Here is a 26,734-nt window from a genome sequence, read left to right as displayed (position 1 = left end):
ACCTCACCTCTTTCGTGTGATGTATTGGGCAGTAGCATTTAAAATCATGATAATGATAAACAATACAATACCTGTGGCGAAAAGCGCCTGTTGGTGTTCGCCAGATGCATATCCCATCTCAATACCGATATTCGTGGTCAGTGTCCTGACAGGGTCAAGAACTGATTCAGGAAGTGCGACAGCATTACCCAAAACCATAATCACCGCCATGGTCTCACCAATTGCCCTGCCTAAACCTAAAATTATGGCGGCAACAATACCCGATTTGGCCGCAGGTAGCAGCAATGAATGTATGGTTTGCCAATGTGTCAACCCTAATGCAAGTGCCCCATCTTTATAATGGCGTGGCAGCGCAAGGAGAGATACTTCGGTGATGCTGATGATCGTTGGCAGGATCATAATACCCAAAATGATGGAACCGGCCAATATGCTTAAGCCCGGCCCTCCCAGGTAATTACGTATCATTGGTACAACGAACAATACTCCCCAGAACCCATATACCACTGAAGGTATAGCCGCCAACAACTGGATGGCGGGTCTGAATATGTTTCTAAGTTTTGCAGGAGCAAACTCAGCCAAAAAAATACTGCAGCAAATGGCAATAGGAACTCCTAGGATTGCTGCTCCTAAAGTGACCGATACAGATCCCACTATCATCGGGAAAATGCCATAGGCACCTTGGCTTGGAGCCCATTTCATCCCAAAAACAAAGTTTATTATACCAACCTTGGCAATAATAGGTATACCCTTTATAAATATAAAAACAGTGATGAGCGCCAGCACCGATAAAGTCGAAAGAGCAATTAGAAGAAACACACGCTCAGATAATTTTTCCTTAAAACTCTTCATTTCCCTGCCCCCTCTTCTGATGGAATAAGTCCCTCATTGCTCAGTAATTTCTGCCCCTCTGAAGAAAGGGTAAAATCTATGAATTCCCTATTTAACCCGGTCGGCTCACCGTCGGTGACAAATAAAAACTGCCTGGACAGTCTGTAGCTGCCATTCATTATATTTTCTCGTGTCGCTTCGATGCCATCTAAATGTAAAGCTTTCACTTCATCCGTAACCAAACCCAAAGAGATAAATCCTATCGCATTGGGGTCATCCGAAACCAATTGCCGTACCGCCCCATTGGAGTCCTGGACGATAGCTTTCGGGGTTATCTCTTCTTCACCCATCAACAGCTCCGTAAAGGCACTTCTTGTACCTGATCCTTCTTCACGCGCTATGATATTGATCTTTGATTTTGACCCACCCAATTGACTCCAGTCGGTAATTGTAGCTGCATAAATATCGCGAATCTGATCTGAAGTAAGGTTTTGTATCGGATTCCTAGGGTTCACTATCAATACCAATCCATCCTTGGCAATTTCTACATTCCACAGACTTTTCTCCTCATCTTTCAATGCACGGGAGGACATTCCAATATCAGCACTGTGTGTCTTGGTTGCCGTAATGCCGGCCGAAGATCCTCCGCCCTGGATATCAATCACAGCGTCTGGATTTAAAACCATGTACTCTTCAGCCAGAATCTCAGCATAAGGTTGTACAGAAGTTGAGCCTGCAACAATCGTGGCTGAGCCAGGTGCTTGGCTGCAGGCAGTCATCATACCCATAGAAAGGGTCAATATCACTACGCTGATAGAACCTCTTATTCGTCTTAATAATTTGCATGTTACAATCTTTTTCCTCATATCTCTCACAAAAATTAAACATCAGAATCATCAACTATGATAAAACTCTAATGTTTAATTTCCTCCATTTCTCAGAATATATTAAAGAACTACAAGTTCTATGGTGTACTTATCAACCCTATCGGATACACCTTTTAAAAGTTTCTATCCGAACCGACCTGTAATATAGTCCTCGGTGCGTTTATCCTTAGGATTAGCAAAAATTTGTGCTGTTGGAGCGTATTCGACCAATGTCCCCGCTCTATCATGATCCATCATCATAAACGCAGTCATATGAGACACCCTTGCCGCTTGTTCCATACTATGAGTTACAATAATAATCGTATATTTTTTGGCCAGTTCCTCCATTAACCCCTCAACTTGCATTGTAGATTCCGGATCAAGAGCACTACATGATTCATCCATTAATAAAACCTCAGGCTCCACAGCCAATGCACGGGCAATACATAGACGTTGCTGCTGGCCCGGAGAAAGATCAAAAGCAGATTCTTTCAGTTTGTCCTTCACTTCGTCCCATAAAGCCACCTGGTTCAAGTTCCTCTCCACAATCTCATCAAGACGAGCTCTTTGTTTTATTCCATGATGCCTTGGACCAAAAGCCATATTATCATACACAGACATCGGAAAGGGATTGGGTTTTTGAAAAACCATACCAACTCTTTTTTTCAGTGCAACAACATCCATATTCTTATCATAGATAGAAACACCATCAAGCATAATTTTCCCCTCTACCCTAACTCCTGGTATCGGGTCATTCATACGATTAAAAAGACGCAGAAGGGAAGATTTACCGCATCCCGACGGCCCAATTATGGCTGTAATAGCACATTCCGCTATATCCATTGTAACATTCCTCAGAGCTTGGAAGTTGCCATAAAAAAGGTTTACCGCATCTGTTTTTATCTTGGCACTTTGCCCAGACTTTAACATTAGATCATCCATTCGTCACCCTCGCTAATCGACTCCTTATTAAAGCTTTAATAAGAAGCTCTTATCTTTTATAATATTTTAAATTTGTATCTTCTTTTTCACAACAACAATTAATTATACAATAACCAAAGACAATTAAAGCATTATCTATGTTAATTATAGGTAAAATTTTTGTAAAATTTTTCACCTCCGGAGAGATCCGCAGGCAAGGTAATATAAAGCCCTCCCTTCGGGATTCATATAATACCTATATTCTACAATTAGAATTCCGAAGTATTCTTGAAAACAATTCTTCGAACATAATCGCATCTTGTCCTTTATAACTATCAAAAGGATTTTATTGTCCGTAATTCGAAATACGTTTTTATATTCATACTGTTCAAGTTCCCAAATCCCTGTTTATTTATACTGTATTTTGTATGTATTGTAATATCTTCCCCAGAATATCACGGGTAACAGAATTGTCAAAAATTAAGAAAGAGATTTCTAATTGAAATCTCTTTCTCTTAATACTATATATTTATATCAGTTTCCATATTAAAATTTTTTCTATTTTTGTTGGATAAAAGTACCACCGTCTCCACGTGCATTGTACTTATGATTCTGATGACCATAAAGGTATCAACGTAATCCAACGATAACTTAGTTTCTGAATTTAATCCCATATGATTCTTTCCAGCGAGTGTATAATTCCAGCTTTTTTCTTGCAGATGAGACATATTGTAATAAGGTTGATCTTCTCAATTGTCAATAACTATTATTCTTTCATTTTTTGCTGAACAGTCTACCATAGTAACTAAAGCCTTAGGATGAGTATAAATATGAACACATGAGCCAAAGAACTTGAGCTGGAATATTGTGATATCCCTTATAGATTGGATAGCCTGCCACTAAGATAGCACTGATAATGAAATAAATGCAAAAAGAAGGCACAGTTTACTATGAAATGAAACTGCACCTTCTTTTAAGTATCTTTCTAGGAAGATAAAACCGTTAACCTATCAAATGGTATTCCTTTAGCAGCTTTTCAATTTCTGTGTTCTGTACTTTCTTAATTACCTCAACAAGTCCCTTTTTCTGGTCAGGTTCTAATTCAAGGCCCATTAAACTTTTTCCATCCTGTAACTGGACAGTAGCACTAAGAAGACGACGGATATCATATGTGCTTCCCCAAACCTCGGGCACACCACGATCAATGTTCAGTAATGTATAAACGGACTCCATTCCGGTTCTTACAGAATATTCTGTAGTAAAGATAGTATCACGCTTGGTTTCAGCAAACTGTCCAAGGAAAGCAAAATTGGTGCTGCCTTCAGGTACAATACTTGGACGATCACCTAAACGGCGTGGCATGAAAAATGCAGTAATATAGGGCATCATGCAAGGAACGGTATTTGCGCTATGTTCTGCTAATTCTTCGATTTTATCTGTAGGTACGCCCATATGATACAGCCATTCCATACATATTTCCTTACCTGTGCACTCTCGCATAGATTTCTTCACGAAGTTACCTGGTTTGTCGCTGAACAGTCCATAAATCCAACCAACCAGCTGATTCTTTGGTTGACTGCTGAAATGTGGCTGACGATTGAATGTCCAGCTGAGAAGCCAGTTAGAATCTTTAGCTGTTACAATTCCACCTGTTACGACTTTGCCATCGAATGGATCACGTTTACAAATGTTTTGAATATACTGCGGAATACGCTCATCTAAAGTGGTGACAGTAGCCGACATCCAGTTGCTCTGCTCAGGATTGCTACAGAATTTGTCGGGATTTCCAAACGATGCATCCTGCTTTGCGATTTTGCGCCACATATCCCAGCCTCCACCAGCATTGATATCACAGCGGAACTCTGCCGGATGATTTTGGTCACCCAATGTTGAATTTTCAACACAACCACCATTTGTAATGAAAACAAGGTCGTTCTCCGTCAGGGTGATCGTATCCTCCACCTCATCATGAATACACAAAATGCTCTTTGCCTGTTTTTTATCCTTTTGGATATCAAACTCGACATTGACTACTTTCGTTCCATAGTGGAATTGAACGTTATGATTCTCCAGATATTTTACCATCGGAAGAATTAAAGACTCATATTGATTATATTTGGTAAATTTGAGTGCCTTAAAATCGGGCATGCCCCCAATGAGGTGAATAAAGCGGTGAAGGTAGCGTTTCATTTCCAAAGCACTATGCCAATTTTCAAAGGCAAACATGGTACGCCAGTATAACCAGAAATTAGAATTCAGCACTTCATCATTAAATATTTCTTCAATACGTTTATCATACAGGTCTTCATCCTGCATAAAAAACAGTTTCATAATCTGCATAGATCCCTTATCAGACAAACCAAATTTTCCATCCGTATGGGCATCCTCTCCCTGATTGATTGTCGCACGCATAAGAGAATAGTTGGGATCACGTTTGTTGAGCCAATAATATTCGTCTAATACACTGACGCCTTCTGTCTCAATGGATGGAATGGACCGCATCAAATCCCACATACACTCAAAATTACTTTCCATCTCGCGCCCGCCGCGTAATACATATCCAAGTTCATTATATTTATAACCATCGCAGGCACCTCCGGGGAGTTTGTCTTTTTCCAAAATGTGGATTCGTTCTCCCTTCATATGTCCATCACGGACAAGAAAACAAGCCGCTGATAAAGCTGCAAGACCAGAGCCGATTATGTAAGCGGATTTGTTATCCACACCTTCAGGCTTCAAAGGACGCGCAAAAGCTTCATAATTACCACTACTGTAATACATACATTAATCCTCCTTTATAATAGCAAATTCAGGGTTATACCCTAAAAGCTTATGAATTTATTCTATCAACAAGAGGCTTTCACTGATACAGACAAATAATAAAGAGTGTTCGAATTTCGAACACTCTTTATCATCTGATGAATTTTCATATATCCTTGCTGAGACAAATTTACCAACTATCATTTAGCTCAACACTTTTTCGTAAAGAACGTTCTATATTTCCATTAAAAAGTTGGCCGCTTCTACGAATAATATTTTCTTGCTCCACACTCATGCCAGAAGAAATCCAATTAATAAACATTTCGGTTAGGGCATATTGATAAAACAGAATGATAATATCTATATCCCTAATGGAAGCATGGATATCAAGGTTTATTATTATCCTTTCCACGTAACGTCTCATGGCATTACCAGATACATCGAACAAGTATTTTTCTAATTTCTCTTTCTGTATGGAATTATAGATATGGTAAACAGCCTTTTTGTTTTCTACCGCAAATTTCAATGCTTGAAGTACGCTCTCTTCCCATGAATTTGTATCATTATAATCATTGATTACTTTTTGTAATTCTGTTTGAAATATTTCAGATATAATATCATAAATATCCGCATAATAGTAATAAAACGTATTCCGATTGATCTCACAAGCGGTTACAATGTCTGTCACTGTAATTTTCTGTAATGGACGTTTGTTCAACATTTGAACGAACACTTCACGTATCATTTTTTTAGTCAACAATTGTGGCATTTAGAGTCCTCCTTTTCCCTATAAAGTTTTACAATATTGACATCCTTATTTTGAGTATCATTCGTTCATTTCTTCGTTTATTATATCATCTCATTATTGAAATGCAATTGAGGATATCCATCCTTATATAATTCAGTTATTGCTCTCCATGGCAGCTTATTGTTTTGTGTAATATGAAAACAAAGGCATCAGAATTTTTGATTCCAATGCCTTTGGCTTACCTCTGTGAAAGTTGTGTTTTTTGGGGTGTCATTTTAAAAATTCCGAATGTCATCTATAAAAGCCCCTAAAAATCGGGCCAAAAATGCATTTTTCTATCCCATTTTTCGACTATTTTTTGCTAAAACCATAATTTTCTTTTCGTCAGCAAGTAATTCATTACTCTTATACTCAATTATTAAATCTCTGTGACAAGTTCTAGACAATATACGCCATGTGCACAACAATCGATAATCCCCATCCTTCCCATCTTCTTACAAATGCTTCAATCCCTTAACAATGTCTACAAATAAACATGTATTGTGCCTTTGAATTGTCATACTCATTATTTTTCATTATCGTTTTCATAATATACCAAATCAATACTATTAACACCTATTTTCTTGTATCCTCACACTCTATATCAACAACCACAAAAAGATTGATGTAGTTTTAATGATCTTATTCCTGATTTTATCTCACTTACTCGTGAAGACGATATATTTGAAAAAGTGTCTAAAACAAAAGATTTCTACGTATCAGCTCGTTGTATCAACACAATAGCCTCCACATACGGAGGGCGTAAGTTTTATTCTACATGATGAAAACGACCAACTTACATCTATGGTCTGTTTATTATATTCATATTTCTTCTACTAATCATTTAAAGTTACTCTTGTATTATCTATCATGTATAGCTCTGTACTTTTTAAATTTATTCTGCAAAAACTTTTGCAATCTCATTAGTCATTGTTCCTTAACCCTGTAAATGAGGTTTTTAATTAAATTAGTATTTATATATATGTAAGCTCAGACTTCCTAACGGTTATATTTGATACATCATACCCCCATAGGAATAAAATTTGTTTTACTTCACGTTCTGACATACCACATTTAGGTCCAATCACAATTTCATTAATAAAACTATCCTTTTTATTTTGAAAATTCAGATCAAAATATGTCAGTATTTTATTCTTACTACAATATGTTTTTATTTCTGACAATGTACATTTACCAAAATATGCTTTGTTGTTTATTCTACACTCTGGGCTCATTGATATACTAAGCCTCCACTCTTGTTCTTCCTTAAACATAGGGTTTTTCATGCAAGCATATTCATTTACTTTATTCTCATATACATCACTTACTGCATGGAATATCAAATCTCCTTCTAGTATTGCTTCCACTATGGAACTAGCTTGTTCTCTAGCATATTCATTCTGAATAGCTTCATCATAACATACTGGCGAGAATTTTATTCCATATATCTCTTTATTAAAAACCTCTAAAGCTTCTTTAGAAAATCCTATAGACAGGCCTTGGGCATTATCTGCATAGGCTCTCCATTGACTCAATACATCTCCATTTTCAGAAAAACAGCTTGCATATAGTTTGGAATTATCTTGAAGTACACCTTTAGCAAAATTAAAGTTATAATTAACGAGACTTTTTTCCTCTTCAGTAACCCCTCTTAATCCATTAATTTTATCAATTACCTGTCTCTGTATTTTATTTTCAATCCAAACTCTTTCTGCTAAATCATTTGAATTTTGAATATCAGTCAAACGTAAAGTATAAAATTTCGTTATACTATGAAATACTTCAATGCTACAATAATGAAATACATTTAATAAATCTTTATTCATATTATTCCCCCAATTTAAATTTATAAAATGTTATAAACTATTTTCTAATAATCATTTTTTATATTTATACACAATATACTGGTGCTTTAGGAATCACCTTATGAACACATGGTAGTACTACTTTCAGTTCATCTGGCCTTCCAGCATCAAGTTTTTTAAAATATAATATATTTATATCTTAATACCTAATTTCATCATCTTCATTTATGCGATATACATGTGAAAAAGCATATTTTCCACACTATTCATTCTTTCTACATGATCCAATCCGTATGTATTTTAATTACATCAATTTTTTTGTATATTTCATTTTTTTGTTTTGCAGTTTATACATGTTCAACTGAACCAATTATATTTTTCAAGTTCATATATATCCACTATACTTGCATCACCAGTAAAATGAGCTCTTTTTCCCATAAACTCTACTAGGAAAACAATTGAATACTGATTGACTAACTTCGAATTAGGTATGCCAATGGTTCCGTCGCTCTGCACTTTTCTCTTATAATCATCTCTAACTTTTTCAACATCACCTACATTGTTTGGATGTATGAAAATCATTACAGGAAATATTTAGTAATTCTTAATTCTTCTGGCGATTCCTCACTTTGCCTTTCCTTATGCCCATCAACCATAATTATGTACTTTTCTTTTTCATTGACCATCACAATAAAAAACGATCACCAAGTACACTTCCAAAGTTTCGAATAACAAATTTATTCATCATAAATCCTCTTGTCTACTATAGTAAAAATCTAAATTTCCAAATCATAATTATATTATAATTAATCATGGTTTTTCTTGTTTTAACGAAATATCATAAATCATTCGAATTGTATGCAACACTTCTTATACTTTTTACCGCTACCGCATGGACAAAGATCATTCCTGCTAACTTTTCTATGATTTTGACGCTGGAAACTTGCTATTCTGCTTTTTCTATATTCGATATTCAATTTCCTTAATCGGTCAATGTCACTGGTTGGGATGTCACAATAGCTGCATTGTTTACCCTCTACATCAAGCAAATTTCCGTCTTTATCATAATCAAGATTAATCCACATTATTGGCATAGATTCATAGCTAAGAATGGCAGACAAAACATAGTCCTGACGTTCTGCTATATCTATGACTTTAATCCCAGGAGTTGACACAAATAAACAATACTTAATTTCAACAAAAGTAGACATTACAACCATTTTTCCAATTTCATGCTGCCTGCGAATCACATGATGAATAGCTTTGCAAAATTCTTCCTTAGCTTCTGAAGACATATTCAAGAGGAAGTGCGCCACATCAATCTTGTTCTTTTCTATTCCTAGTTCTAATAATTGAATAATCTCAGTTATTTTATATGGTATGTCTTGTTGCGGCTTTGTAGGATTAAGCTCTGGGTGATACAAGCCACCAAAATAGTCGTCTAAATTTTGCCTGTAACCATGCCAATTAACTCTATGCTCTGCCGGAAATTCGGAGGCTGTAATCGAGTACATATTATGGCTAATATACATACCCAAGTGGTCAAGCTCATCGTTCAGTGCAATTTGAGGAATATCTATCGCTAGCTTCCGTTGTTTCAAAAAATGAAGAAAATATATTGGTGAATCAAAATAGTTTTCGTATGCTAGTAGGTCGTCATATGAAATTACAATAGTTTTACTTGAAAGAGTTATAAAATTCAGCTTCTCAGCCTTTGCTGCAAAGTCATTGAAATTATCAATAGTAACAGAAAATGAATATACTTCTTTAAATTCAGAGATGCCGTTGATTTCAAACTTCTTTTGCTTATCAATATCATAGAATGGAGCAGGCTGATGTCCATCTATATATTTAATGGTCCGGCTACATTGAGAATCTGCTTCTTGCGCTAGCTTTGTATATGCCTTTATATGGGCATCGAAGTCATTAATTGGTGGTGTTTGAGGGAAGGAGCCTGCTTTTACTTCTATAATAAAAAGGTAATTCTCATATATAATTAGTAAGTCATTTTCATTCATCTTCTTTAACGAATTGCCTACCGGATAGTAATTACCTCCATAAGCAGTTGCTCCAGGCAGTAATTCTAAAAATAGATCTTGAACCATTTTTTCGCTGGCTATATTTTGTCGTTTACTCCATTTATCTACATATTCAGGTTTTATACGGAATATTTCTTTCTGTAAGGCTCTATAAATATTGTCAAATAATGAATAATAATCAAAAGCATACGCAATCCCATCAATTTTTATAAATGGTTTCTTTTTGGTCGGCATCTCCATGATTGGCCATCCTGAAAACTCTGAGCCGTCAAAGAAGGAATTACACTCGCCAACGCCTAACGACAGAGTATCTATTAACCTGGAATCCCATCCAGTAACACTAGAAATATCATTTAAAGCTTCTCCAAATATTTTTTCGACTATGGAATTCATCAAATCACGTGTATCTTCAATTGCTGCTTTAGGATCTGCTCCCAAATCAACCATCTCGCAAAACTTATCATATTTTTTCCCCATGTCCATCCAAGCATCTGCTAATCCCTGCGACATAGAATATTGGAGCTTTACAAGTCCCGCTATTACTTGATCAGCCGTAATACCGAACAATTCCACAAGAACATCATTATGCGAAGGTAAAAGATTTTTTAGTGGCTCAAGTTCAAAAACCTGATAGCGATTACCTCTAACGAGATAGAGCATCTGGGATTCTACAATATAATTCATCATCTCATCAGAAATCTCATCGGTGTCTTTTTTATACGATGACCAATAATGATAGAAATACATGAATTCCATATACAAGTCTTTTATGTCCGAGAGAACTGAATACCACCGTTTCTCCTGATCTTCTTTGGGTTCGGTTACATCAAAATGGTTTTCTGTTGAAACCAAAATGCTTTGAATGTATTCTTGTTCTCTAATTACAATATTTTCTTCGGTTGAATAATCAAGCTCTGAAAACTTATTCAGATGAGACAACATAGCCATGTCTTTAGTGAATTTAAGCAACATTAACGGATTGCAGATAGATATTTCATTTTTTATTTTTTGGATCTTTTTATTTATCCGGTCCTTAACCTTTGGGTATTCCTCTTTATAAAATGCTAGCATTTGTTTATGCTGTTCGAGTGTGCTAAGGTTACGCATCGATACAACTTTACCATAACGGGCGAGTTCAAATAACCCATCATTATAATATTCATCAACTTTTACTAATTTTTGCTTTTTATATTTCTTTTTACTCATGAAGTACACTCCCTCCAACAGGAATAACCATCTCAACAACATTATTATCTCAATTTTACTCCCATGAGAAGATTTTCACAATGATTAAAAACATTATTTGGTAATAAACCATTTATTCTCTGATTCATTTTTAGTCGTTCATACTCACTTATTTACTCTCAAAACAATCGGTTAAATATTCATATCCTCTAAATTTGAATTATCTATTCCGCATCATTTTTCCCCTTTACGACTAGATATTTTTGATAAACACTAACCCGCTCAACCCTCTCCCTTGTGATATTCTCATCATATAATTCACCACAGACCATATAGGCCAGCCTTTCTTTTATCCATTCCTCATTTATAGTCGGTGACTCTGGGCACGCTTCTTTTCCTTTCTCAGTTCTAGTCTCACATCTCCAAACAACTTTCCCTCTTTCAGTTCTTCTTCGATAAGAGGCTCTACATTCGCCATACACAATGAATCACCCTCGCACGTTTAGACATTTCTTCCTGAACTCTATCAAACACCTCAGCAGTAACAATCGACAGATGACTTTCGCTTACAAAGTACCGAGTTCTCTGTCCAGTATTTTTTGCTTAACTACCCTTCATAATATCTTCTGTAAAGGTTTTTTGAAGCAAGGTATATCTATCTGTAACTGTTGGTACTCCAAGTTTTCTGATTCCACCATCTGACTTTGGTATCTCCACGCGCCTTACTGGTTGCGGTTTATATTTACGTGTCCGCAACTGTTCCTTAATTATTTCGTCGTTCTCCGAAAGGTATTTGCCTAGTTCTGTGTACTCCATTCCGTCCACACCCTCTGCTCCTTTATTTCGTACGACTTGCAGATATGCTGTATTGAGGTTATCTTTACTTAATATCTGCTCCATTAGATTACTTGTGTCCATGCGTTGCTTCCTTTCTGTCCCGTTTGCCTCTGCCACCTTTGACGTTATCGACAGGTGTTGCTTTGGCTACAAGTCGGAACCCACTTCAACTGATTGATTGTTCACCCCTTTACTCCATTTCCATTACGGAAACTTCTTCGCTACTATGGGTTCTGCTGACTTCTCACAGTTCGTGGTTACTCGGCTAATGAAACCGCTGTGAGACCTCCCCGATTAAGGTGCGAGCTCTTTCCTCTCATCTATCCGCCACATTTACTCTTACTTCCAGCAACTTTTGGACTTCATCTCTTTGTGCAGACTTATCCATATTTCAGAGCCTTATATGTGATTTCTGTCCGTAGGACCAAGAGTTTGCCTACAGCTTCCTTCAGATTCCACCTCACGATGGACACCCTTGCTGTTCAGCTATGTGCTTCCTCGTTGCCTAGAATCTCCTTTGCTTCCTTATATCCATCAATGCGAATATTCAACTGTTCACTTGGATAAAGTTCTCCATTATAAAGCTGTTCTATTGTCTTTTGCACCTTCATCACCTCCTGCTTACCATGTTAGAGCAGAATCCATTGAGCGTCCAGACTGGAATAGCGTACAAACTTTTGGTGCGATTCCGGTGCAATCTTCGGCAAAGGCGCATCAAAAAACGTGACTGCCAATCGCTGACAACCACGTTTCCAACTTAATTTATACAACTTTACCAACACAGTTTTACACACTCTATGCTCTGACTGCGACTAAACCCGCACTCCTTCATGAAGTCTTTTATTCTTAAAATCTGCCCCATCCATAGCAAATGCAAAGTGCTTTTGATAATGGGTAAATTCCAGAATAACATAGAGTTTATGCGGATTCAAAGGACTTCCTATCTCGCTTTCTACTTCTCCACCTGACATAGTTTTACCACGCACCCTACGTGCGGTGAAAGTTTCTTCTTATACTACATGGTGAAAACATACTAGCATATTAAAGTGGGGGTAACCTTTTTACCCCATCTATTAAATTTCCATGCCATAATAAAATATCTCTCTTAAGTAAGTCTTATCTTTGTATTATATGGATAACAAGCATTCGATCTACTGTTTAAAATACAGTCCTAATAATCAACGGGAAAAAACGAAATTGTATTTTCATTTTTTGAGTATTCTCTTTAAGTAGGCGACATCTAACAAATTTACTGTCTCAAAATTTCCTTTATAAAACACACCCCAGTTATTGAAAACACAAGGCAATTCCTTTGCTTTTTGTAGCGTATCCACTTGAATTAAAGATACAGGAACGTCATTCATTTCACAATACTGTTTTATCATCTCAATGTTTTGATAGACATAGGGGCATTGCATATCATAATAAATTGTTAGCTCTTTGCTTTCAATTTCTTGATTTTTAACATTTTGTGCGAACTTTGGCGTTGTTCCGTCAAAAGAAAGTGCAAGCAATTCATATCCATTATCGGTAGTATCAACAACCTCAAAGCCGAACTTCTTCGCAAATGATTGGTCAGAAAGGAAAGATTTTTGTTTTTTTGCTCCGAGCATACAAATACCAGATTTACCTCTTTCTTTGGCATCAGCCAAACAATACTCCATCAGTGATCTCCCATACCCTTTTCCTTTGTGACTACCAGAAATCCATAAGCAATACAGATAATAATAGTTGTCACCAGTTATGGGAACCCAAGCTGTTTCAAGAGGAGCATATTCAATAAAAACCGTAGCCTTTTCATTTAACTTTCTAAAGACATGGCCTTCATTTAGTCGGTCTGAAAGCCATTGTCGCTTTGTTTCAATACCTTGATGGAGCTTTTTACTGCGGATAATGCAGCATAAATGCTCATTGACAAGGTTTTCTGTTGTTAAGTTCACAAAATCAGTATTCATATTCACCCTCGCTTTATATTAACATCTATTGCTTATTATGCTGCTAAAAAATGTTTAACATAAACATTTCTTGCGGTTGTTCAAATGGTGTGTTATCTAAAAAAAGACTTCCTCTATCTTTGTATCCGAGCTTTCTATAGAAATGCTGGGCTCCTTCGTCAACTTGTGTTGATGTCATAATCATTTTATAGCCATAGTCTTAAGTTCAATTTCAAACATATAAATTTACTCAAGGGTAAAATAAGTTTCCGCGGACTAATCATCAAAGTTAAAAACACACGTCCATTCTTCTTCCAAAATCCCAGAAACCTTTTATTTACTAGCCTTTCCGCTCCAGCAAACAGACCGTTTCCACATGCAACCCCTGCGGAAACATATCACACCCTCTAACCTTCTCCACCTCATACCCTCTCTCCGCCAGATACTTCATATCCCTTGCCAAAGTAGCCGAATCACAGCTCACATACACCACCCTCTTAGGCGCCATCTTCACAATCGTATCCAAACACGCCTCATCGCAGCCCTTCCTGGGAGGATCCACCACGATTACATCAGCATACACATGATTCTTCTCATACTGCTCCTGCAGAACCTCTTCTGCCTTCCCTACAAAGAACTCCACATTGTCCAACCCATTTAATCTGGCATTCTCCCTGGCATCTTCAATAGCCTGGGGTGCGATCTCCACTCCATACACCTTTTTTGCCTTTTGAGCCAGGAAAAGAGAGATGGTTCCGATCCCGCAGTAAAGATCCCAAACCGTTTCCCCGCCTGTCAGCCCGGCATATTCAAGGGCGGTGCCATAGAGCTTTTCCGTCTGCACTGGATTCACCTGATAAAAGGAAAGAGGCGAAATACGGTATTTCACATCCCCAATATAATCCGTAATATATCCCGGCCCATAAAGGTTTTCCACCTGGTCCCCTAAAATCACATTGGTCCTATACCTATTGATGTTAAAGGAAATACTGGTCATACCCGGAATTTCCAGAAGACGTTCCACCAGTTCCCCGCTGTGGGGCAGGCTTTTTCCATTAATAACCTGACAAACCATAAGCTCTCCGGTCCGAAAGCCTTTACGAATCAATGTATGGCGGATCAGGCCCCTGTGAGTGGCTTCGTCATAAGGCATAAGGTGATACCGCTCCATATGCGCCTTGATCCGCCTTAAAATCTCCCGGTTCTCCTCTACCCCCAAAAGGCAGTCCTCACACCCAATGATGGAATGAGTACGCCCTGCATAAAACCCAACAATAATATTCCCATCCTTATCCAATCCCCATGGAAACTGCGCCTTATTCCTATATCTCCATGGCTCGTCCATCCCCATGATAGGCAGCATGGGAACTTCGGAAAAGCCGCCGATCCTGGTGATATTGTTACAAATCTTCCGTTCCTTATACCGAAGCTGTTCCTCATAATCCATTGCCTGAAGCTGACAGCCGCCGCAGGGCCCTGCAACTGGACATTTGGGTGTCACACGGTTTACAGACGGCTCTGTGATCCGTTCCAGTTTTGCAAACCCATAGGACTTCTTGGTTTTCATCACCTTAGCCTCAACCTTATCTCCTATAACTGTATCTTTAATAAACCAGGTAAATCCATCGGTCTTACCGATCCCTTCCCCGGTTTCACTCATATCTTCAATTACTGCTTCTATTCGATCATTCTTCTTCCACTCTGCCATTATAACCTCCTGTATCTACATATCCGCTCCCAGGCTGTCTTCCACGTCCCTGTCCGAAGCATTTCCAGGTTAAAACATCATGAAGCCTGTACCATATGCACATCTTGAACATATTGTAACTTCTTTTTCCACAAGAAGCAAGAAAACCTTTTACTGCCTGTGGACAAAAAAAATGGGAGCCCGGCGGATCCGGTAAGACGATCCGTCTTCCTTCCTCACCAGCTCCCGGAAATTTATCTGCCTTTTCCGTTGGCTTTTTCCATATGGATATTTTTTCCTTTGATCTTAACATCCTTCATGGCCTGTAATACTGCATCGGCGTTTTCTCTCGGCACCTCTACGAATGTATACTTATCATACATATCAATGCTTCCGACCATCTTTCCAGGCATACCGGACTCTCCGGCAATGGCACCCAGGATATCTCCCGGCTTCACATTCTGGTTCTTTCCGATGTTAATGAACAGACGGGCCATATCATCTCTGGAAGAATCGTTTCTTCCTCCCCGGCTGTTTCCATTTCCATTACCATTTCCGCTTCTGCTGCTGCGGCCACGGCTTCCGCCGCCGTAGAGGCTATCCAGCGTATCAAGGGAACGAGGTTCTCTTGTATCGATGATATCCTCACTTTCGTCGCCCATCGTCATTTTCAGCAGGGCAGCCGCTAAATCAAGGGAGGTGTAATCCTCTTCCAAAAGCTTCTTTTCAATGATGTTTACCATCTTGCTTAAATCCGTATCTCCAATGGTGTCCGCCACACTTTCCAGAATCTTATCCACCTTAATGGCTGTCACGTCATTTAAGGATGGGATCGCCTGAGGAATGATCTTGGTCTTGCAGTAACGCTGAATGTCACGGAGCTTATAAACTTCCTTGCCCACTACAAAGCTGAAAGCAATGCCCTCACGTCCTGCACGGCCTGTACGGCCGATCCTGTGAACATAATATTCGTCATCCTGAGGAAGATCGTAATTAAATACGGCTTCAACATCGTCTACGTCGATTCCACGGGCTGCAACATCAGTTGCCACAAGGATCTCCGTCTTACCATTACGGAAGCTGTTCATGACCCTGTCACGCTGGATCTGCTTTAAATCTCCGTGAAGTCCTTCCGCAAAATATCCCCGTCCCTGAAGGGCCTGTACCAGCTCGTCTACCTGCTTCTTGGTATTACAGAAGACAACGGACAGCTTCGGTGCATACATGTCCAGAAGACGGCACATAACTTCTACCTTGCTCTTAGGCTTTACTTCATAATAATACTGGGTTACCTTCGGAACGGTCAGCTCCTTCTTTACCACCTTAACAGTCACCGGATCCTGCTGGAATTTTCTGGCGATCTCCATGATGGCGTTCGGCATAGTAGCAGAGAACATAACCGTCTGCCGATCTTCCGGAAGCTGGCTTAAAATGGTTTCCATATCCTCAAGGAATCCCATATTTAACATCTCATCGGCTTCATCCATGACCACAGTATGAACGTTTTCAAATTTCACGGTCTTTCTGCGCATATGATCCATAACACGTCCCGGAGTTCCGATGATGATCTGAGTACCGTCTTTTAAAGAACGGATCTGTTTTACAATGTCCTGTCCTCCGTAAATCGGAAGAACTTTAACACCGTGCATATATTTTGCAAGCCTGCGGATTTCATCTGCCACCTGAATGGCAAGCTCTCTGGTTGGACAGAGGGCAACCGCCTGAAGCTTTTTCGACTTAGGATCAATCTTCTGCAACAGAGGGATGCCAAAGGCTGCTGTTTTTCCAGTTCCAGTCTGAGCCTGCCCAACGATATCTCTTCCCTCTGCTTGGACCGGAATGGCCTGGGCTTGGATAGGAGATGCCTCTTCAAATCCCATATCTGCTACTGCCCGCAGAATTCTTTCATCTAACTGTAATTCATCAAATCTAACTGTTTCCATAAATGCTTGGTTCCTTTCTTACGGCCAACCGGCTTCCCATGTTGCCGACGGCCTCGCACACACTTTTCGCAAACAAAACGAGAGGTAGCAGGCACGTTTCAGACCTTCATCCTCTCGCTTCACACAAAGGTATATTATAGCAGATTTTTTTTTGAGTGTCAAGGGCGATGGCTTGAATTTTCCATATCATTTTTAATTGGAAATAATTCCCAAAACCCTGCTTCTTATCTTTTAAGCCAGCCATTCTTAGTAAAATACCAAATCTCTATCAGAATAATTATGACACTTGCTATCACGCAGACCAGATAGCCGTAATCCCAGTTAAGCTCCGGCATATTTCTAAAATTCATGCCATACCAGCCGGCAATCAGCGTAAGAGGCATGAAAATTACAGTGACCATCGTGAGAAAGGTCAGCACGTGGTTCTGCTTCATATCTATATGCACCTGGTACATTTCCCGGATCTGCAGGGCATATTCCCTTAATTCCTTCCCATACTCCGAAAGCCTTGCTATGCGGCCGGAAAACAGGTAAAACAAAGCACAGTCCTCATCCTTTAAGAGTCCGTTATAATTTTCTGTCAAGGTCTGGCTGATATTTAAGAGCTGTCCATAGTAAGAGGAAATCTTTGCCAGCTCCTTTCTCGCTCTTAGAATGGAAGCAGGGACATCGCTCCGGTCCCTTCTACCGCTCATGATCCGGTCTTCCATTTCCGCCAGCTTTTCCTCATACTTCTGCAAAAATTCAATCTCATCCTTTACCAGATACTCCAGGAAATCAAAAAACATATGGGAAACACAGGTTTTATCAAAAATCTGGATCCGGTCCATCTCGTGAAGGTTTTTTTCCACTTTTCCACTGTCATCAATGAAGATAAGCCGGGTCTGGTCCATGTAATAGCCAAACACCACAGGCCTGCCTAAAAGCTCTTTTTTAACAGGAATAACAAGGGTTCCAATGACACAGTCCTTTAACAGCTCTGCCCTGCAGTACTGCGCCCTTTCTAAGTTTCTCATCAGCAAATGATCCTGATACTTCGTATGATAAGCTTTAAAGTATTCTTCCTTGCTCATGATCTCCACCAGGGGTTCCCCTTCTGGAACCGTCTCATCCGCTCCCACAGGAATCAGCCTTTTCTTTAATCGATAACGCACTTTCTTTTCCTCCTGCCACCGCATATTTATCAGGCGGACTTTTTTACCCAATCCCTGCCAGCCTGCTTCTTTATCCAATTTTATCCCTGGTTTTCTTCCATGTCAACAAAACAGGCCCTTTCAGTAAAAAACCGGGGTTTTCACCCAAGTTTCACCAAAAAGGCCTGTTTTTATGAAAAGCTTCCCAATTTGATTATTCTCCATATAACTGACGCACAATCTCTGCAATCAGCTTTGCGGTTCCCGTAACTCCAAGAAGGGAAGAATCGATCATCAGGTTCTTATGTTCCGGATCGCCGGGCAGATAACCGGCGTATTTCTTATGATAGGCATTTCTGGCCCTGTCAACAGACGCGATCATTCGTTTTGCCTCACTCTCTGTCATGCCAAGAGTATTCACACAGTTTTCCAGCCTTTTTTCATAAGGTGCATAAACGAAAATATTGATGTTGTTCTTTTCCTTTTCCAACAGGTAATCCGAGCATCTTCCTACCAGGATGCAGCTGGTCTTTTTAGCCAGGTCCAGAATGATGCCTTTTTGAACATCAAAAATAATATCCTGGATATAAGTCTCGTCCGTCCCCAACGGAAACATACGGGGCAGAAAGCTCTGCTTTGATTTTTCTTCCTCTTCGCTGACCGTGGAGACAGGAAGGTTAAGCTGTTTTGCTACCTCCTCCACAATATCGCGGTCATAGAATTCCACTCCCAGCTCTCTGGACAGCTCCTTGGCGATAGAACGCCCCAGGCTTCCGAATTCACGGGTAATGGTGATTGTAAACTTTTCCATAACAAGATGTTCCTCCCTAACCGGTCACAATGGTTTTCTGATATCCCCTCACCACGCAGCTAAGAGCAAAGCAGATGGTAAAATAGCAGAGGGCTTCAAATCCGAATAAAAGCAGCATACCCCTGGTATCGTAAATGCTTCCAAGGACAACGGAGCAGTTTCTCATAAACTCCGCCACATCCACCATTTTTAAGAAGGAAGTATCCTTGATGATGGTGATTACCTGGCTTAACAGGGCTGGAATCACCTTTTTATACATCTGGGGAAGCACGATAAATAAAAGAGTCTCCACAAAGCTGAATCCCTGGGACTGGGCACCTTCAAACTGCCCCTTTGGAATGGAGTTTAAGCCCCCGCGGAAAATTTCAGCCATGACCGCTGAGGTGAAAAGGGAAATCGCGAATACTGATACTCCTACCTTATTCCCCTTCACGGTGAAATAGATCCAGAGTATCCACAAAAGATTGGGTGTACAGCGGAAAAATTCTGTATAGGCAGCCACAAGCCCTCCTGCCCATTTCCATTTTCCTGATGAATAGGTTCTGATAAGAGCAAGGACCGTCCCGAAAAATGTGCTGATAAGGGTGGCAAGAACGGCAATCATGACAGTCATTCTCAATCCCTTCAGCATGAAGATCACGTTGGCCTGAGTAAATATCTGCTGAAATAATTCTAACATGCTGCCTCCTCATCTGCCTTAATGTCAAGCGTTTTTGCTATAGGAAGCCGCATGGATCTGATTTCCAGATAACGGGCCAGCCTTGCCAATGGGAAACAGATGATAAAGTACATCAGTGCGCTTGTAAAATACGCCTGGGCAAAGTATCCCCGGTCAGCTCCCCAGGAATCCGTAAAGTACATAAGATCCATACCAGCCACCATAGCCAGAATGGAAGTATTCTTCACCAGATTAAGCGCCTGATTCGCAAGAGGCGGCATGATAATCTTTATGGTCTGAGGCAGAATGATATGATACATGGTTTCCAGAAAGGAAAAGCCCTGAGACGAAGCTGCCTCGGACTGGCCTTTTGGTATGGCTTCGATTCCGGTCCTGATGACCTCTGATATATAGGCGCCGTGATAAACACCTACTCCGATCACTCCCAGTACGAACTTAGGGATCCGGAAGCCTGAGCTGGAAAATACCATGGGCAGTACGGAATAATAGCACAATACCTGCAAAGCCAAAGGCGTGTTCTGTATGAATTCCACATAAATTCGTGAAATTATCTTTAATAGCTTAAATCTAGCCGTGGAAAACATACCAAATATCACTCCAAGGGCCAGCGCAACGGCCAGCCCCACCAGTGATATTTTTAGCGTCATAAGAAAGCCCGGTATATAATATTCAGGAAATGCCTGAAACAGGGCATTCCAGCGTTTTGCATCAAAAAGACCTTTTATCATATCATCTATCCTTTACATAAGGTTTTACTGCAAGCCCCATTTGTCCTGAAGGGTCGTAAGGGAACCATCAGAAATCATGGAAGTCACTTTTTCATCAACAAGTGCCGCAAGCCCTGCGTTCTCCTTTGCTGCTGCCACACCATAGTCCTGTTCTGCGAACCGGTCCTCTAAGATCTGGTTGCCGTCATTTAAATAGCCTGCCAGGATGGCACGGTCTACGGAGAAGCAGTCGATCTGCTTGGTCGCCAGCGCCTGAGCCAGTGCAGGGTAACCGTCAAATTCCTGGAACTGAGGATTTACCTTGAATCCTTTTTCGTCAACATATTTCTTAAAGCCGTCCTTCGTCGTGGAGGACTGGGCAACGCCGATGATCTTGCCATCCAGATTTTCGATGGATTCGATTCCGGAGTTCTTATTAACCAGAAGTCCTACTGCATCGGTATAATATGGGGTAGAGAAGTTATAAGTCTCTTTTCTTTCCGGTGTAATGGTAAAGGTAGCGATAACAAGGTCGATTTCTCCGTTCTCCAGGAGAGGTCCTCTTGTCTTAGCGGTTACACCCTGGAATTCTACCAGCTTCTTTTCTTTTGCTTCATCCGCGGTGCATCCGAAGATGGAGCCGGCGATCTCATAAGCCAGATCATCCTCAAAGCCTTCATATTCTCCGGTTGCCGTATTCTGTAAGCTGAACTTTGGAATATCTGCCTTACAGCCAACCTTTAAAGCTCCGCGGTCAATAATCTTCTGTACGTCTGCAGTCACTTTTCCGCCTGCTGCCTCTGAACCAGCCGCCGTTGTTCCTTCCTTTGCAGTAGTCTCTGCGGTGGTAGCCTCCGGAGCCTTTGCTCCGCATGCGGTTAAGGATGCCATAGCTGTAAAAGCCAGGGCCAGTGATAACATTTTTTTCATCATAATTGGTTCCCTCCTCATTATTATTATTTAAACAACGTCCTAATGAAGGATCTTGCTTAAAAACGCTTTGGTCCGCTCATGCTCCGGACATTCAAAAAAGTGTTCCGGTGTTCCTTCTTCCAGGATATAGCCCCCATCCATAAAGATCACACGGTCTGCCACCTGGCGTGCAAATCCCATTTCATGAGTCACACAGATCATGGTGATATTCTCATGAGCCAGCTCCACCATAACATTTAAAACCTCCTGAACCATCTCAGGATCCAGTGCAGAAGTAGGCTCATCAAAGAGTATTAAGGGCTGTTTGGTGCATAAAGCCCTGGCTATGGCCACTCTCTGCTGCTGTCCGCCGGAGAGCTGGACCGGATAATTTCCCGCTTTTTCCTTTAAGCCGACCCGTTCCAGGCATTTGATGGCATTTTTCTTTGCCTCTTCCTTGGGAACATGCTGCAGCTTAATGGGTGCAAGAGTCAGATTTTCTAAGACAGTGAGATGGGGATATAAATTGAATTGCTGAAAGACCATGGATGAATATTTTTTAGCCATTTCCAAATGGTTCTTTTTTGTCACTTCCGTGCCTGCCACGGTTATCTTTCCGCTGGTGGGTTCTTCCAGGTAATTGATACAGCGGATAAAGGTGGACTTTCCTGAGCCGGAGGGTCCGATAATGACCAGCTTTTCGCCCTCCTTTACCGTCAGGCTTATATCCTTTAAAACCTCTAAATCTCCGAAGTTCTTTTTTAAGTTTTCAACTTTCACCATATCTGGCATAATTCCATCCCCTCTCTGTAAGCTTTTTCTAAAAATATGCAAAAAGACGCCTTAGAGTTTGAATATCTTAAGCGTCTTTGCTTAGTCTTTTTTAATTGTTGTTATTATAAAAAGATTTATTTGAAAAGTCAAGGATTATTTTCTTTTCATCCAACAAATGGCAGGCAGGAGCAAGCCACAAAATGCCCGGGAGAAACCTCTCTCATCTCCGGAACCTTACCGCTGCATTCTTCCCTGGCATACATGCATCTCGTATGAAAATGGCAGCCTGAGGGCACATGCATGGGGCTGGGAAGCTCTCCATGAAGCATCAGGCGCTTTGACTTTGCGGAAAGCTGCGGGTCGGCCACCGGGATGGCGGAAAGCAGTGCCTTAGTATATGGATGAAGGGGATTTTCATACAGTTCATCACTGTCTGCGATTTCCACCAGCCTGCCCAGATACATAACGCCGATCCTTGTGGATATATGGCGCACCATGGATAAGTCATGGGCCACAAATAAGTAAGTAAGCCCCATTTCCCCCTGTAAATCCTCCAGCATATTCACTACCTGGGCCTGTATGGAAACATCCAAAGCAGAAATAGGCTCGTCGCAGAGCAAAAATTCCGGCTCCACCGCCAATGCCCTGGCAATTCCGATCCTCTGGCGCTGGCCTCCCGAAAACTCATAGGCATACTTATACATGTCATCAGGCTTCATTCCAACCTTTTTAAGCATCTCTTCGATTCTGCCGTCTACCTCGCTTGCCGCTATGCCAGATACCGCTGCCATGGACTCCCCAATGATTTCCCGCACATTGTGATGGGGATCCAGGGCTGAATAGGGATCCTGGAAAATGATCTGCATCTGCCGGTGGATAGGAAGTAATTTACTGCCCTTTACCCTGGTGATATCCTGTCCCTTAAACAGGATGGACCCGCTGGTGGGATCATACATACGGATTAAGGTCCGTCCTAAGGTAGATTTCCCGCAGCCGGATTCTCCTACCAGTCCAAAGGTTTCCCCTTTTCGGATGGTAATATTCACACCGTCCACTGCCTTTACCTCTGCCTTCTTGCGGCCGAAAAAATCCTTGGCAGGAAAATATTTACATACTTCCCTGGCTTCCAGCAGGATTTCCTGGTTCCTGATATCCATATCACTCCACCTTCCTTTCCCTTGCATCCAGTTCCTCTGCCGAAAAGATGCACATGGCTCTCTGGGTGTCCGAATATACCCTGTACTTAGGAATTTCTTTCACGCATTGCTCACAGGCAAATTTACACCGCTCTGCAAACGGGCAGCCATCCGGAGGATCCACCAGGGACGGAGCCATTCCGGGGATAGGTTCCAGCCGCTTCCGGTCCCCTGTCTGGGGTTTGGGAATCGCTTGGAGAAGGGCTCTGGTATAGGGATGCTTTGGTGCATAAAAGATTTCTTCGGTCAGCCCCTCTTCCATCAGGAGCCCGCCGTACATAACCAATATCCGGCGGCTTAAGCTTGCCACCACTCCCAGATCGTGAGTGATGAGTATGATACTCATTCCCGTCTCATCCTGAAGTTTCTTCAAAAGCTCAAGGATCTGGGCCTGAATGGTCACATCGAGAGCCGTCGTCGGCTCATCTGCAATCAGAAGCTTCGGACGGCAGCAAAGGGCCATGGCAATTAACACCCTCTGTCTCATACCACCGGAAAATTCATAAGGATACTGGTTTAACCTCTTTTCCGGAGATGAGATGCCCACCTGTTCCAAAACCGCGACCGCTTCCTTATGGGCGGCCCGCTTATCCATACCTCTGTGGCGTTTAAGTACTTCTGTCAGATGAAAACCTATGGTCCTCACAGGATTTAATGCCGTCATGGGATCCTGGAATACCATGGCGATCTCTTTTCCCCGCATCTTTCTTAGCTGTTCCGGTGCCATGTGAAGCATGTCTTTATCCATGAACATCATCTGGTCCGCAGTGACTTCTGCGTTCTCCGGCATCAGGCCTAGAATGGATTTCATCAGAACACTTTTCCCGCTGCCCGATTCTCCCACAACGGCCAGGATTTCCTTGCGGCCTGCATGTAAGCTTACGCCGCGCACTGCCTTTACCGATTTCCCGTGGGTACGAAAGGTTGTATGCACATTTTCAACGGACAGGATCTTATCATCGTTTTTCTTAGTCTCTTCCAATTCCTGTTTCCTCGCTTTACTCTTTTTCGTCGTTCATAATTTTCGGTTCCACGAAAACCCGGAGCAGGTTTCCCAGCTTATTAAAGGCAAATATTGTGATTATGATCAGAAGCCCTGGAATCAGTGCCATGTAAAAGGTGTTCTGCATGGTTCCCTGGGCGTTTTGCAAAAGGCTTCCCCAGGAAGACATGGGCTGCTGGATGCCCACTCCCAGGAAACTTAAGGAAGACTCTGTCATAATTGCATTGGCAATGCTGGTGGTAGCTGACACAATGATCGTGGGAAATACGGAAGGTATGATATGGCTGGTAATGATCTTCCAGATGCCCACGCCGGAAAACTCGGCATAAAGGATGAATTCCCTTTCCTTAAGGGAAAGTGTCTCAGCCCGCACCAGCCTGGCAATTTCCATCCAGGTAAAAAAGCCGATGACCAGAATGATGGATTTTAACCCTGGCTTTAAAAAGATGCTGACAACGGTAACCAGAATCATCCATGGAATTGAATACAGGACATCTACGATTCGCATAAGAACCATATCCACCATGCCGCCGCAAAAGCCGGAAATAGTGCCCACCGCTACCCCGATGGTAAGGCTCGTGAGCATAGCTAGGAATCCAACCAGCAGGGAAACACGGCCCCCGTAGATAACTCTGGCAAAATAATCCCTTCCAACTTCATCGGTCCCAAACCAGTGTCCGGCAGACGGGGACTGAAGGCGGTTTGCAATATCAGTGGCATTTGGCTCCACAGGAAGCAGCGGTGCAATGAGTGCAAATAAAATGATCACTCCCAAAAGAATCAGGGATATGATAGCCGCCTTATCATGCTTTAATGACAGCAGTACGCTGTCCACTCTGACGGATCTGTTCTTTTTTGTGTTCTCTTTGTTTCTTTTCATCTTTTGTCACCCCATTTCCCTGATACGCGGATCCGTAATGCAGTAGAGGATATCCGACAGAAGGTTTCCAAAAATCACAAGGGCGGAGGACAGTACCAGAACAATCATGACAATGGGATAATCCATGCCCTGGATTGCCTTGATAAAATAAGGTCCGACTCCAGGCCAGCCAAATACGGTTTCCGTAATGATGGCCCCTGTTACCAACAGCTGAAGAGCCATGCCAAGCCTTGTAATAATGGGAAGCAGCACGTTTTTACAGACATGCTTATACATGATTTCCCCTCTGGAAGCCCCAAAGGCCCGCTGGACGAGCACATAGTCCTCAGAAAACTGGGTGACCGTAGAGGAACGGACAAATTTTACATTGGCCGGTAAAAATGTAAAGGTAAGGGTGATAAAAGGCATGATAAAATGCCTTAGAAAATCCACCATGGAAGATTCCTTTCCTACGGAATGCATCCCCACGATGGGAAGAAGCTTAAGCTTATAACCCAGAACAAAAATCAAAAGCATGGAAAACCAGAAGGAAGGAACGGCGATCGCTATGGAAGATATTCCGTCAATCACTTTATCTGCTGCCTTATTCTTATGGGAACCTGCTAAAAGCCCAAGGATGATTGCCATAATATAAGCGGTTGCATAGGCCGGCAGAACCAGTTTTATGGTGTTTGGAATCCTGACAGAAAGATCTCCTGCAATGCTTTGCTTGGTTACGATGGAATATCCGAAATTCCCGTTCAATATTCCGTTCAGCCAGCGCAAATACTGGATGAACAGAGGTTTGTCGTACCCATATTTTGCCTTAATCAATTCAATTGTTTCCGGTGACATCTTCGGTGTTGTCATAGCATCAATGGCATTATAAGGTGCAAAATGCATCAAAGCAAAACATAGAATTGTGATTAAAAGGACCATGGGTATGGCTGTCAATATTCGTCTTAATATATATTTCGCCATATAGTTTCTCCTTATATATAGAAAGAGGTGTCTGCTGCAGGATTCTAGCAGCAGAACACCCTTCCCTTTTCACAGCTGATCCACAAC

The 26,734-nt window shown here is 41.2% G+C and carries 23 protein-coding genes and 1 pseudogene; all 24 read right to left on the bottom strand.

From position 1 onward, the window contains the following. Positions 1–3: 3 nt before the first annotated feature. The 24 genes and pseudogenes from pstC to AC27IJ_RS23715 all read right to left on the bottom strand — a co-directional run bounded on the left by pstC (position 4) and on the right by AC27IJ_RS23715 (position 26,647). The gene (gene pstC / locus AC27IJ_RS23830) at positions 4–849 is read right to left on the bottom strand and encodes a phosphate ABC transporter permease subunit PstC (protein WP_312441183.1); all 846 of its coding nucleotides are present in this window, start codon (positions 847–849) and stop codon (positions 4–6) included. Beyond that, positions 846–1,694: a phosphate ABC transporter substrate-binding protein gene (locus AC27IJ_RS23825; protein ID WP_312502634.1), complete on the bottom strand. Its 849-nt coding sequence runs from the start codon at positions 1,692–1,694 to the stop codon at positions 846–848. The genes pstC and AC27IJ_RS23825 overlap by 4 nt, the downstream gene beginning before the upstream one ends. Before the next feature lie 144 nt (positions 1,695–1,838). After that, positions 1,839–2,636: a phosphate ABC transporter ATP-binding protein PstB gene (gene pstB, locus AC27IJ_RS23820; RefSeq protein WP_312441181.1), complete on the bottom strand. Its 798-nt coding sequence runs from the start codon at positions 2,634–2,636 to the stop codon at positions 1,839–1,841. Between the two features lie 981 nt (positions 2,637–3,617). Then, positions 3,618–5,396, bottom strand: a complete 1,779-nt coding sequence (locus AC27IJ_RS23815) for an oleate hydratase (RefSeq protein WP_312441180.1) — start codon at positions 5,394–5,396, stop codon at positions 3,618–3,620. Between the two features lie 169 nt (positions 5,397–5,565). Further along, positions 5,566–6,144 (bottom strand): TetR-like C-terminal domain-containing protein, encoded by a 579-nt coding sequence (locus tag AC27IJ_RS23810; protein WP_312441179.1) that lies wholly within the window; start codon positions 6,142–6,144, stop codon positions 5,566–5,568. Positions 6,145–7,136: 992 nt separating this feature from the next. Further along, the gene (locus AC27IJ_RS23805; protein ID WP_487151053.1) at positions 7,137–7,988 is read right to left on the bottom strand and encodes a DUF2971 domain-containing protein; all 852 of its coding nucleotides are present in this window, start codon (positions 7,986–7,988) and stop codon (positions 7,137–7,139) included. Positions 7,989–8,812: 824 nt separating this feature from the next. Next, positions 8,813–11,212, bottom strand: coding sequence for an SEC-C metal-binding domain-containing protein (locus AC27IJ_RS23800; protein ID WP_487151051.1), 2,400 nt, complete (start codon positions 11,210–11,212; stop codon positions 8,813–8,815). Between the two features lie 203 nt (positions 11,213–11,415). After that, positions 11,416–11,673: a recombinase zinc beta ribbon domain-containing protein gene (locus AC27IJ_RS23795; RefSeq protein WP_487151049.1), complete on the bottom strand. Its 258-nt coding sequence runs from the start codon at positions 11,671–11,673 to the stop codon at positions 11,416–11,418. Positions 11,674–11,842: 169 nt separating this feature from the next. After that, a pseudogene (locus AC27IJ_RS23790) lies at positions 11,843–12,109 on the bottom strand (group II intron reverse transcriptase/maturase); the annotation flags it as partial. Positions 12,110–12,510: 401 nt separating this feature from the next. After that, positions 12,511–12,633: a DUF6809 family protein gene (locus AC27IJ_RS23785; RefSeq protein ID WP_487151047.1), complete on the bottom strand. Its 123-nt coding sequence runs from the start codon at positions 12,631–12,633 to the stop codon at positions 12,511–12,513. Positions 12,634–12,840: 207 nt separating this feature from the next. Next, positions 12,841–12,999: a hypothetical protein gene (locus AC27IJ_RS23780; RefSeq protein ID WP_487151045.1), complete on the bottom strand. Its 159-nt coding sequence runs from the start codon at positions 12,997–12,999 to the stop codon at positions 12,841–12,843. Between the two features lie 234 nt (positions 13,000–13,233). After that, entirely contained in the window at positions 13,234–13,983 is a 750-nt protein-coding gene (locus AC27IJ_RS23775) for a GNAT family N-acetyltransferase (protein ID WP_487151043.1), read from the bottom strand. 319 nt (positions 13,984–14,302) lie between these two features. Beyond that, complete coding sequence (gene rlmD / locus AC27IJ_RS23770; protein ID WP_487151041.1) at positions 14,303–15,670, bottom strand: 23S rRNA (uracil(1939)-C(5))-methyltransferase RlmD; 1,368 nt, start codon at positions 15,668–15,670, stop codon at positions 14,303–14,305. 233 nt (positions 15,671–15,903) lie between these two features. Beyond that, positions 15,904–17,592: a DEAD/DEAH box helicase gene (locus AC27IJ_RS23765; protein ID WP_312441173.1), complete on the bottom strand. Its 1,689-nt coding sequence runs from the start codon at positions 17,590–17,592 to the stop codon at positions 15,904–15,906. Positions 17,593–17,816: 224 nt separating this feature from the next. Further along, positions 17,817–18,746, bottom strand: coding sequence for a magnesium transporter CorA family protein (locus AC27IJ_RS23760; protein WP_312441172.1), 930 nt, complete (start codon positions 18,744–18,746; stop codon positions 17,817–17,819). 193 nt (positions 18,747–18,939) lie between these two features. Continuing rightward, a complete protein-coding gene (locus tag AC27IJ_RS23755) occupies positions 18,940–19,536 on the bottom strand; it encodes a cytidylate kinase-like family protein (protein WP_313152128.1) in 597 nt (198 codons plus the stop codon). Between the two features lie 16 nt (positions 19,537–19,552). Next, positions 19,553–20,215, bottom strand: a complete 663-nt coding sequence (locus AC27IJ_RS23750; protein ID WP_312441170.1) for an amino acid ABC transporter permease — start codon at positions 20,213–20,215, stop codon at positions 19,553–19,555. Beyond that, positions 20,209–20,943: an amino acid ABC transporter permease gene (locus AC27IJ_RS23745; protein WP_312441169.1), complete on the bottom strand. Its 735-nt coding sequence runs from the start codon at positions 20,941–20,943 to the stop codon at positions 20,209–20,211. The genes AC27IJ_RS23750 and AC27IJ_RS23745 overlap by 7 nt, the downstream gene beginning before the upstream one ends. 24 nt (positions 20,944–20,967) lie before the next feature. After that, positions 20,968–21,855: a transporter substrate-binding domain-containing protein gene (locus tag AC27IJ_RS23740; protein ID WP_312502640.1), complete on the bottom strand. Its 888-nt coding sequence runs from the start codon at positions 21,853–21,855 to the stop codon at positions 20,968–20,970. A 39-nt stretch (positions 21,856–21,894) separates the two neighbouring features. Beyond that, positions 21,895–22,626 (bottom strand): amino acid ABC transporter ATP-binding protein, encoded by a 732-nt coding sequence (locus AC27IJ_RS23735; RefSeq protein WP_038284088.1) that lies wholly within the window; start codon positions 22,624–22,626, stop codon positions 21,895–21,897. Positions 22,627–22,772: 146 nt separating this feature from the next. Next, complete coding sequence (locus AC27IJ_RS23730; RefSeq protein WP_487151036.1) at positions 22,773–23,765, bottom strand: ABC transporter ATP-binding protein; 993 nt, start codon at positions 23,763–23,765, stop codon at positions 22,773–22,775. Position 23,766: 1 nt separating this feature from the next. Beyond that, positions 23,767–24,786, bottom strand: coding sequence for an ABC transporter ATP-binding protein (locus AC27IJ_RS23725; RefSeq protein ID WP_312441166.1), 1,020 nt, complete (start codon positions 24,784–24,786; stop codon positions 23,767–23,769). A gap of 16 nt (positions 24,787–24,802) precedes the next feature. Beyond that, positions 24,803–25,687, bottom strand: coding sequence for an ABC transporter permease (locus tag AC27IJ_RS23720; protein WP_312441165.1), 885 nt, complete (start codon positions 25,685–25,687; stop codon positions 24,803–24,805). A 6-nt stretch (positions 25,688–25,693) separates the two neighbouring features. Beyond that, entirely contained in the window at positions 25,694–26,647 is a 954-nt protein-coding gene (locus tag AC27IJ_RS23715) for an ABC transporter permease (RefSeq protein WP_312441164.1), read from the bottom strand. Between the last annotated feature and the right edge of the window lie 87 nt (positions 26,648–26,734).

It is taken from the genome of Lacrimispora sp. YZC11 (genome assembly GCF_057543815.1).
This window is presented reverse-complemented; position numbering and strand designations above follow the sequence as displayed.

Coding starts and splice junctions, on each gene's coding strand:
- AC27IJ_RS23750 (WP_312441170.1), bottom strand. CDS start 20,215: ATGTTAGAATTATTTCAGCAGATATTTACTCAGGCCAACGTGATCTTC.
- AC27IJ_RS23735 (WP_038284088.1), bottom strand. CDS start 22,626: ATGCCAGATATGGTGAAAGTTGAAAACTTAAAAAAGAACTTCGGAGAT.
- AC27IJ_RS23805 (WP_487151053.1), bottom strand. CDS start 7,988: ATGAATAAAGATTTATTAAATGTATTTCATTATTGTAGCATTGAAGTA.
- pstC (WP_312441183.1), bottom strand. CDS start 849: ATGAAGAGTTTTAAGGAAAAATTATCTGAGCGTGTGTTTCTTCTAATT.
- AC27IJ_RS23810 (WP_312441179.1), bottom strand. CDS start 6,144: ATGCCACAATTGTTGACTAAAAAAATGATACGTGAAGTGTTCGTTCAA.
- AC27IJ_RS23720 (WP_312441165.1), bottom strand. CDS start 25,687: ATGAAAAGAAACAAAGAGAACACAAAAAAGAACAGATCCGTCAGAGTG.
- AC27IJ_RS23715 (WP_312441164.1), bottom strand. CDS start 26,647: ATGGCGAAATATATATTAAGACGAATATTGACAGCCATACCCATGGTC.
- AC27IJ_RS23740 (WP_312502640.1), bottom strand. CDS start 21,855: ATGATGAAAAAAATGTTATCACTGGCCCTGGCTTTTACAGCTATGGCA.
- AC27IJ_RS23765 (WP_312441173.1), bottom strand. CDS start 17,592: ATGGAAACAGTTAGATTTGATGAATTACAGTTAGATGAAAGAATTCTG.
- rlmD (WP_487151041.1), bottom strand. CDS start 15,670: ATGGCAGAGTGGAAGAAGAATGATCGAATAGAAGCAGTAATTGAAGAT.
- AC27IJ_RS23730 (WP_487151036.1), bottom strand. CDS start 23,765: ATGGATATCAGGAACCAGGAAATCCTGCTGGAAGCCAGGGAAGTATGT.
- AC27IJ_RS23775 (WP_487151043.1), bottom strand. CDS start 13,983: ATGAATACTGATTTTGTGAACTTAACAACAGAAAACCTTGTCAATGAG.
- pstB (WP_312441181.1), bottom strand. CDS start 2,636: ATGGATGATCTAATGTTAAAGTCTGGGCAAAGTGCCAAGATAAAAACA.
- AC27IJ_RS23800 (WP_487151051.1), bottom strand. CDS start 11,212: ATGAGTAAAAAGAAATATAAAAAGCAAAAATTAGTAAAAGTTGATGAA.
- AC27IJ_RS23780 (WP_487151045.1), bottom strand. CDS start 12,999: ATGTCAGGTGGAGAAGTAGAAAGCGAGATAGGAAGTCCTTTGAATCCG.
- AC27IJ_RS23815 (WP_312441180.1), bottom strand. CDS start 5,396: ATGTATTACAGTAGTGGTAATTATGAAGCTTTTGCGCGTCCTTTGAAG.
- AC27IJ_RS23755 (WP_313152128.1), bottom strand. CDS start 19,536: ATGGAAAAGTTTACAATCACCATTACCCGTGAATTCGGAAGCCTGGGG.
- AC27IJ_RS23825 (WP_312502634.1), bottom strand. CDS start 1,694: ATGAGGAAAAAGATTGTAACATGCAAATTATTAAGACGAATAAGAGGT.
- AC27IJ_RS23745 (WP_312441169.1), bottom strand. CDS start 20,943: ATGATAAAAGGTCTTTTTGATGCAAAACGCTGGAATGCCCTGTTTCAG.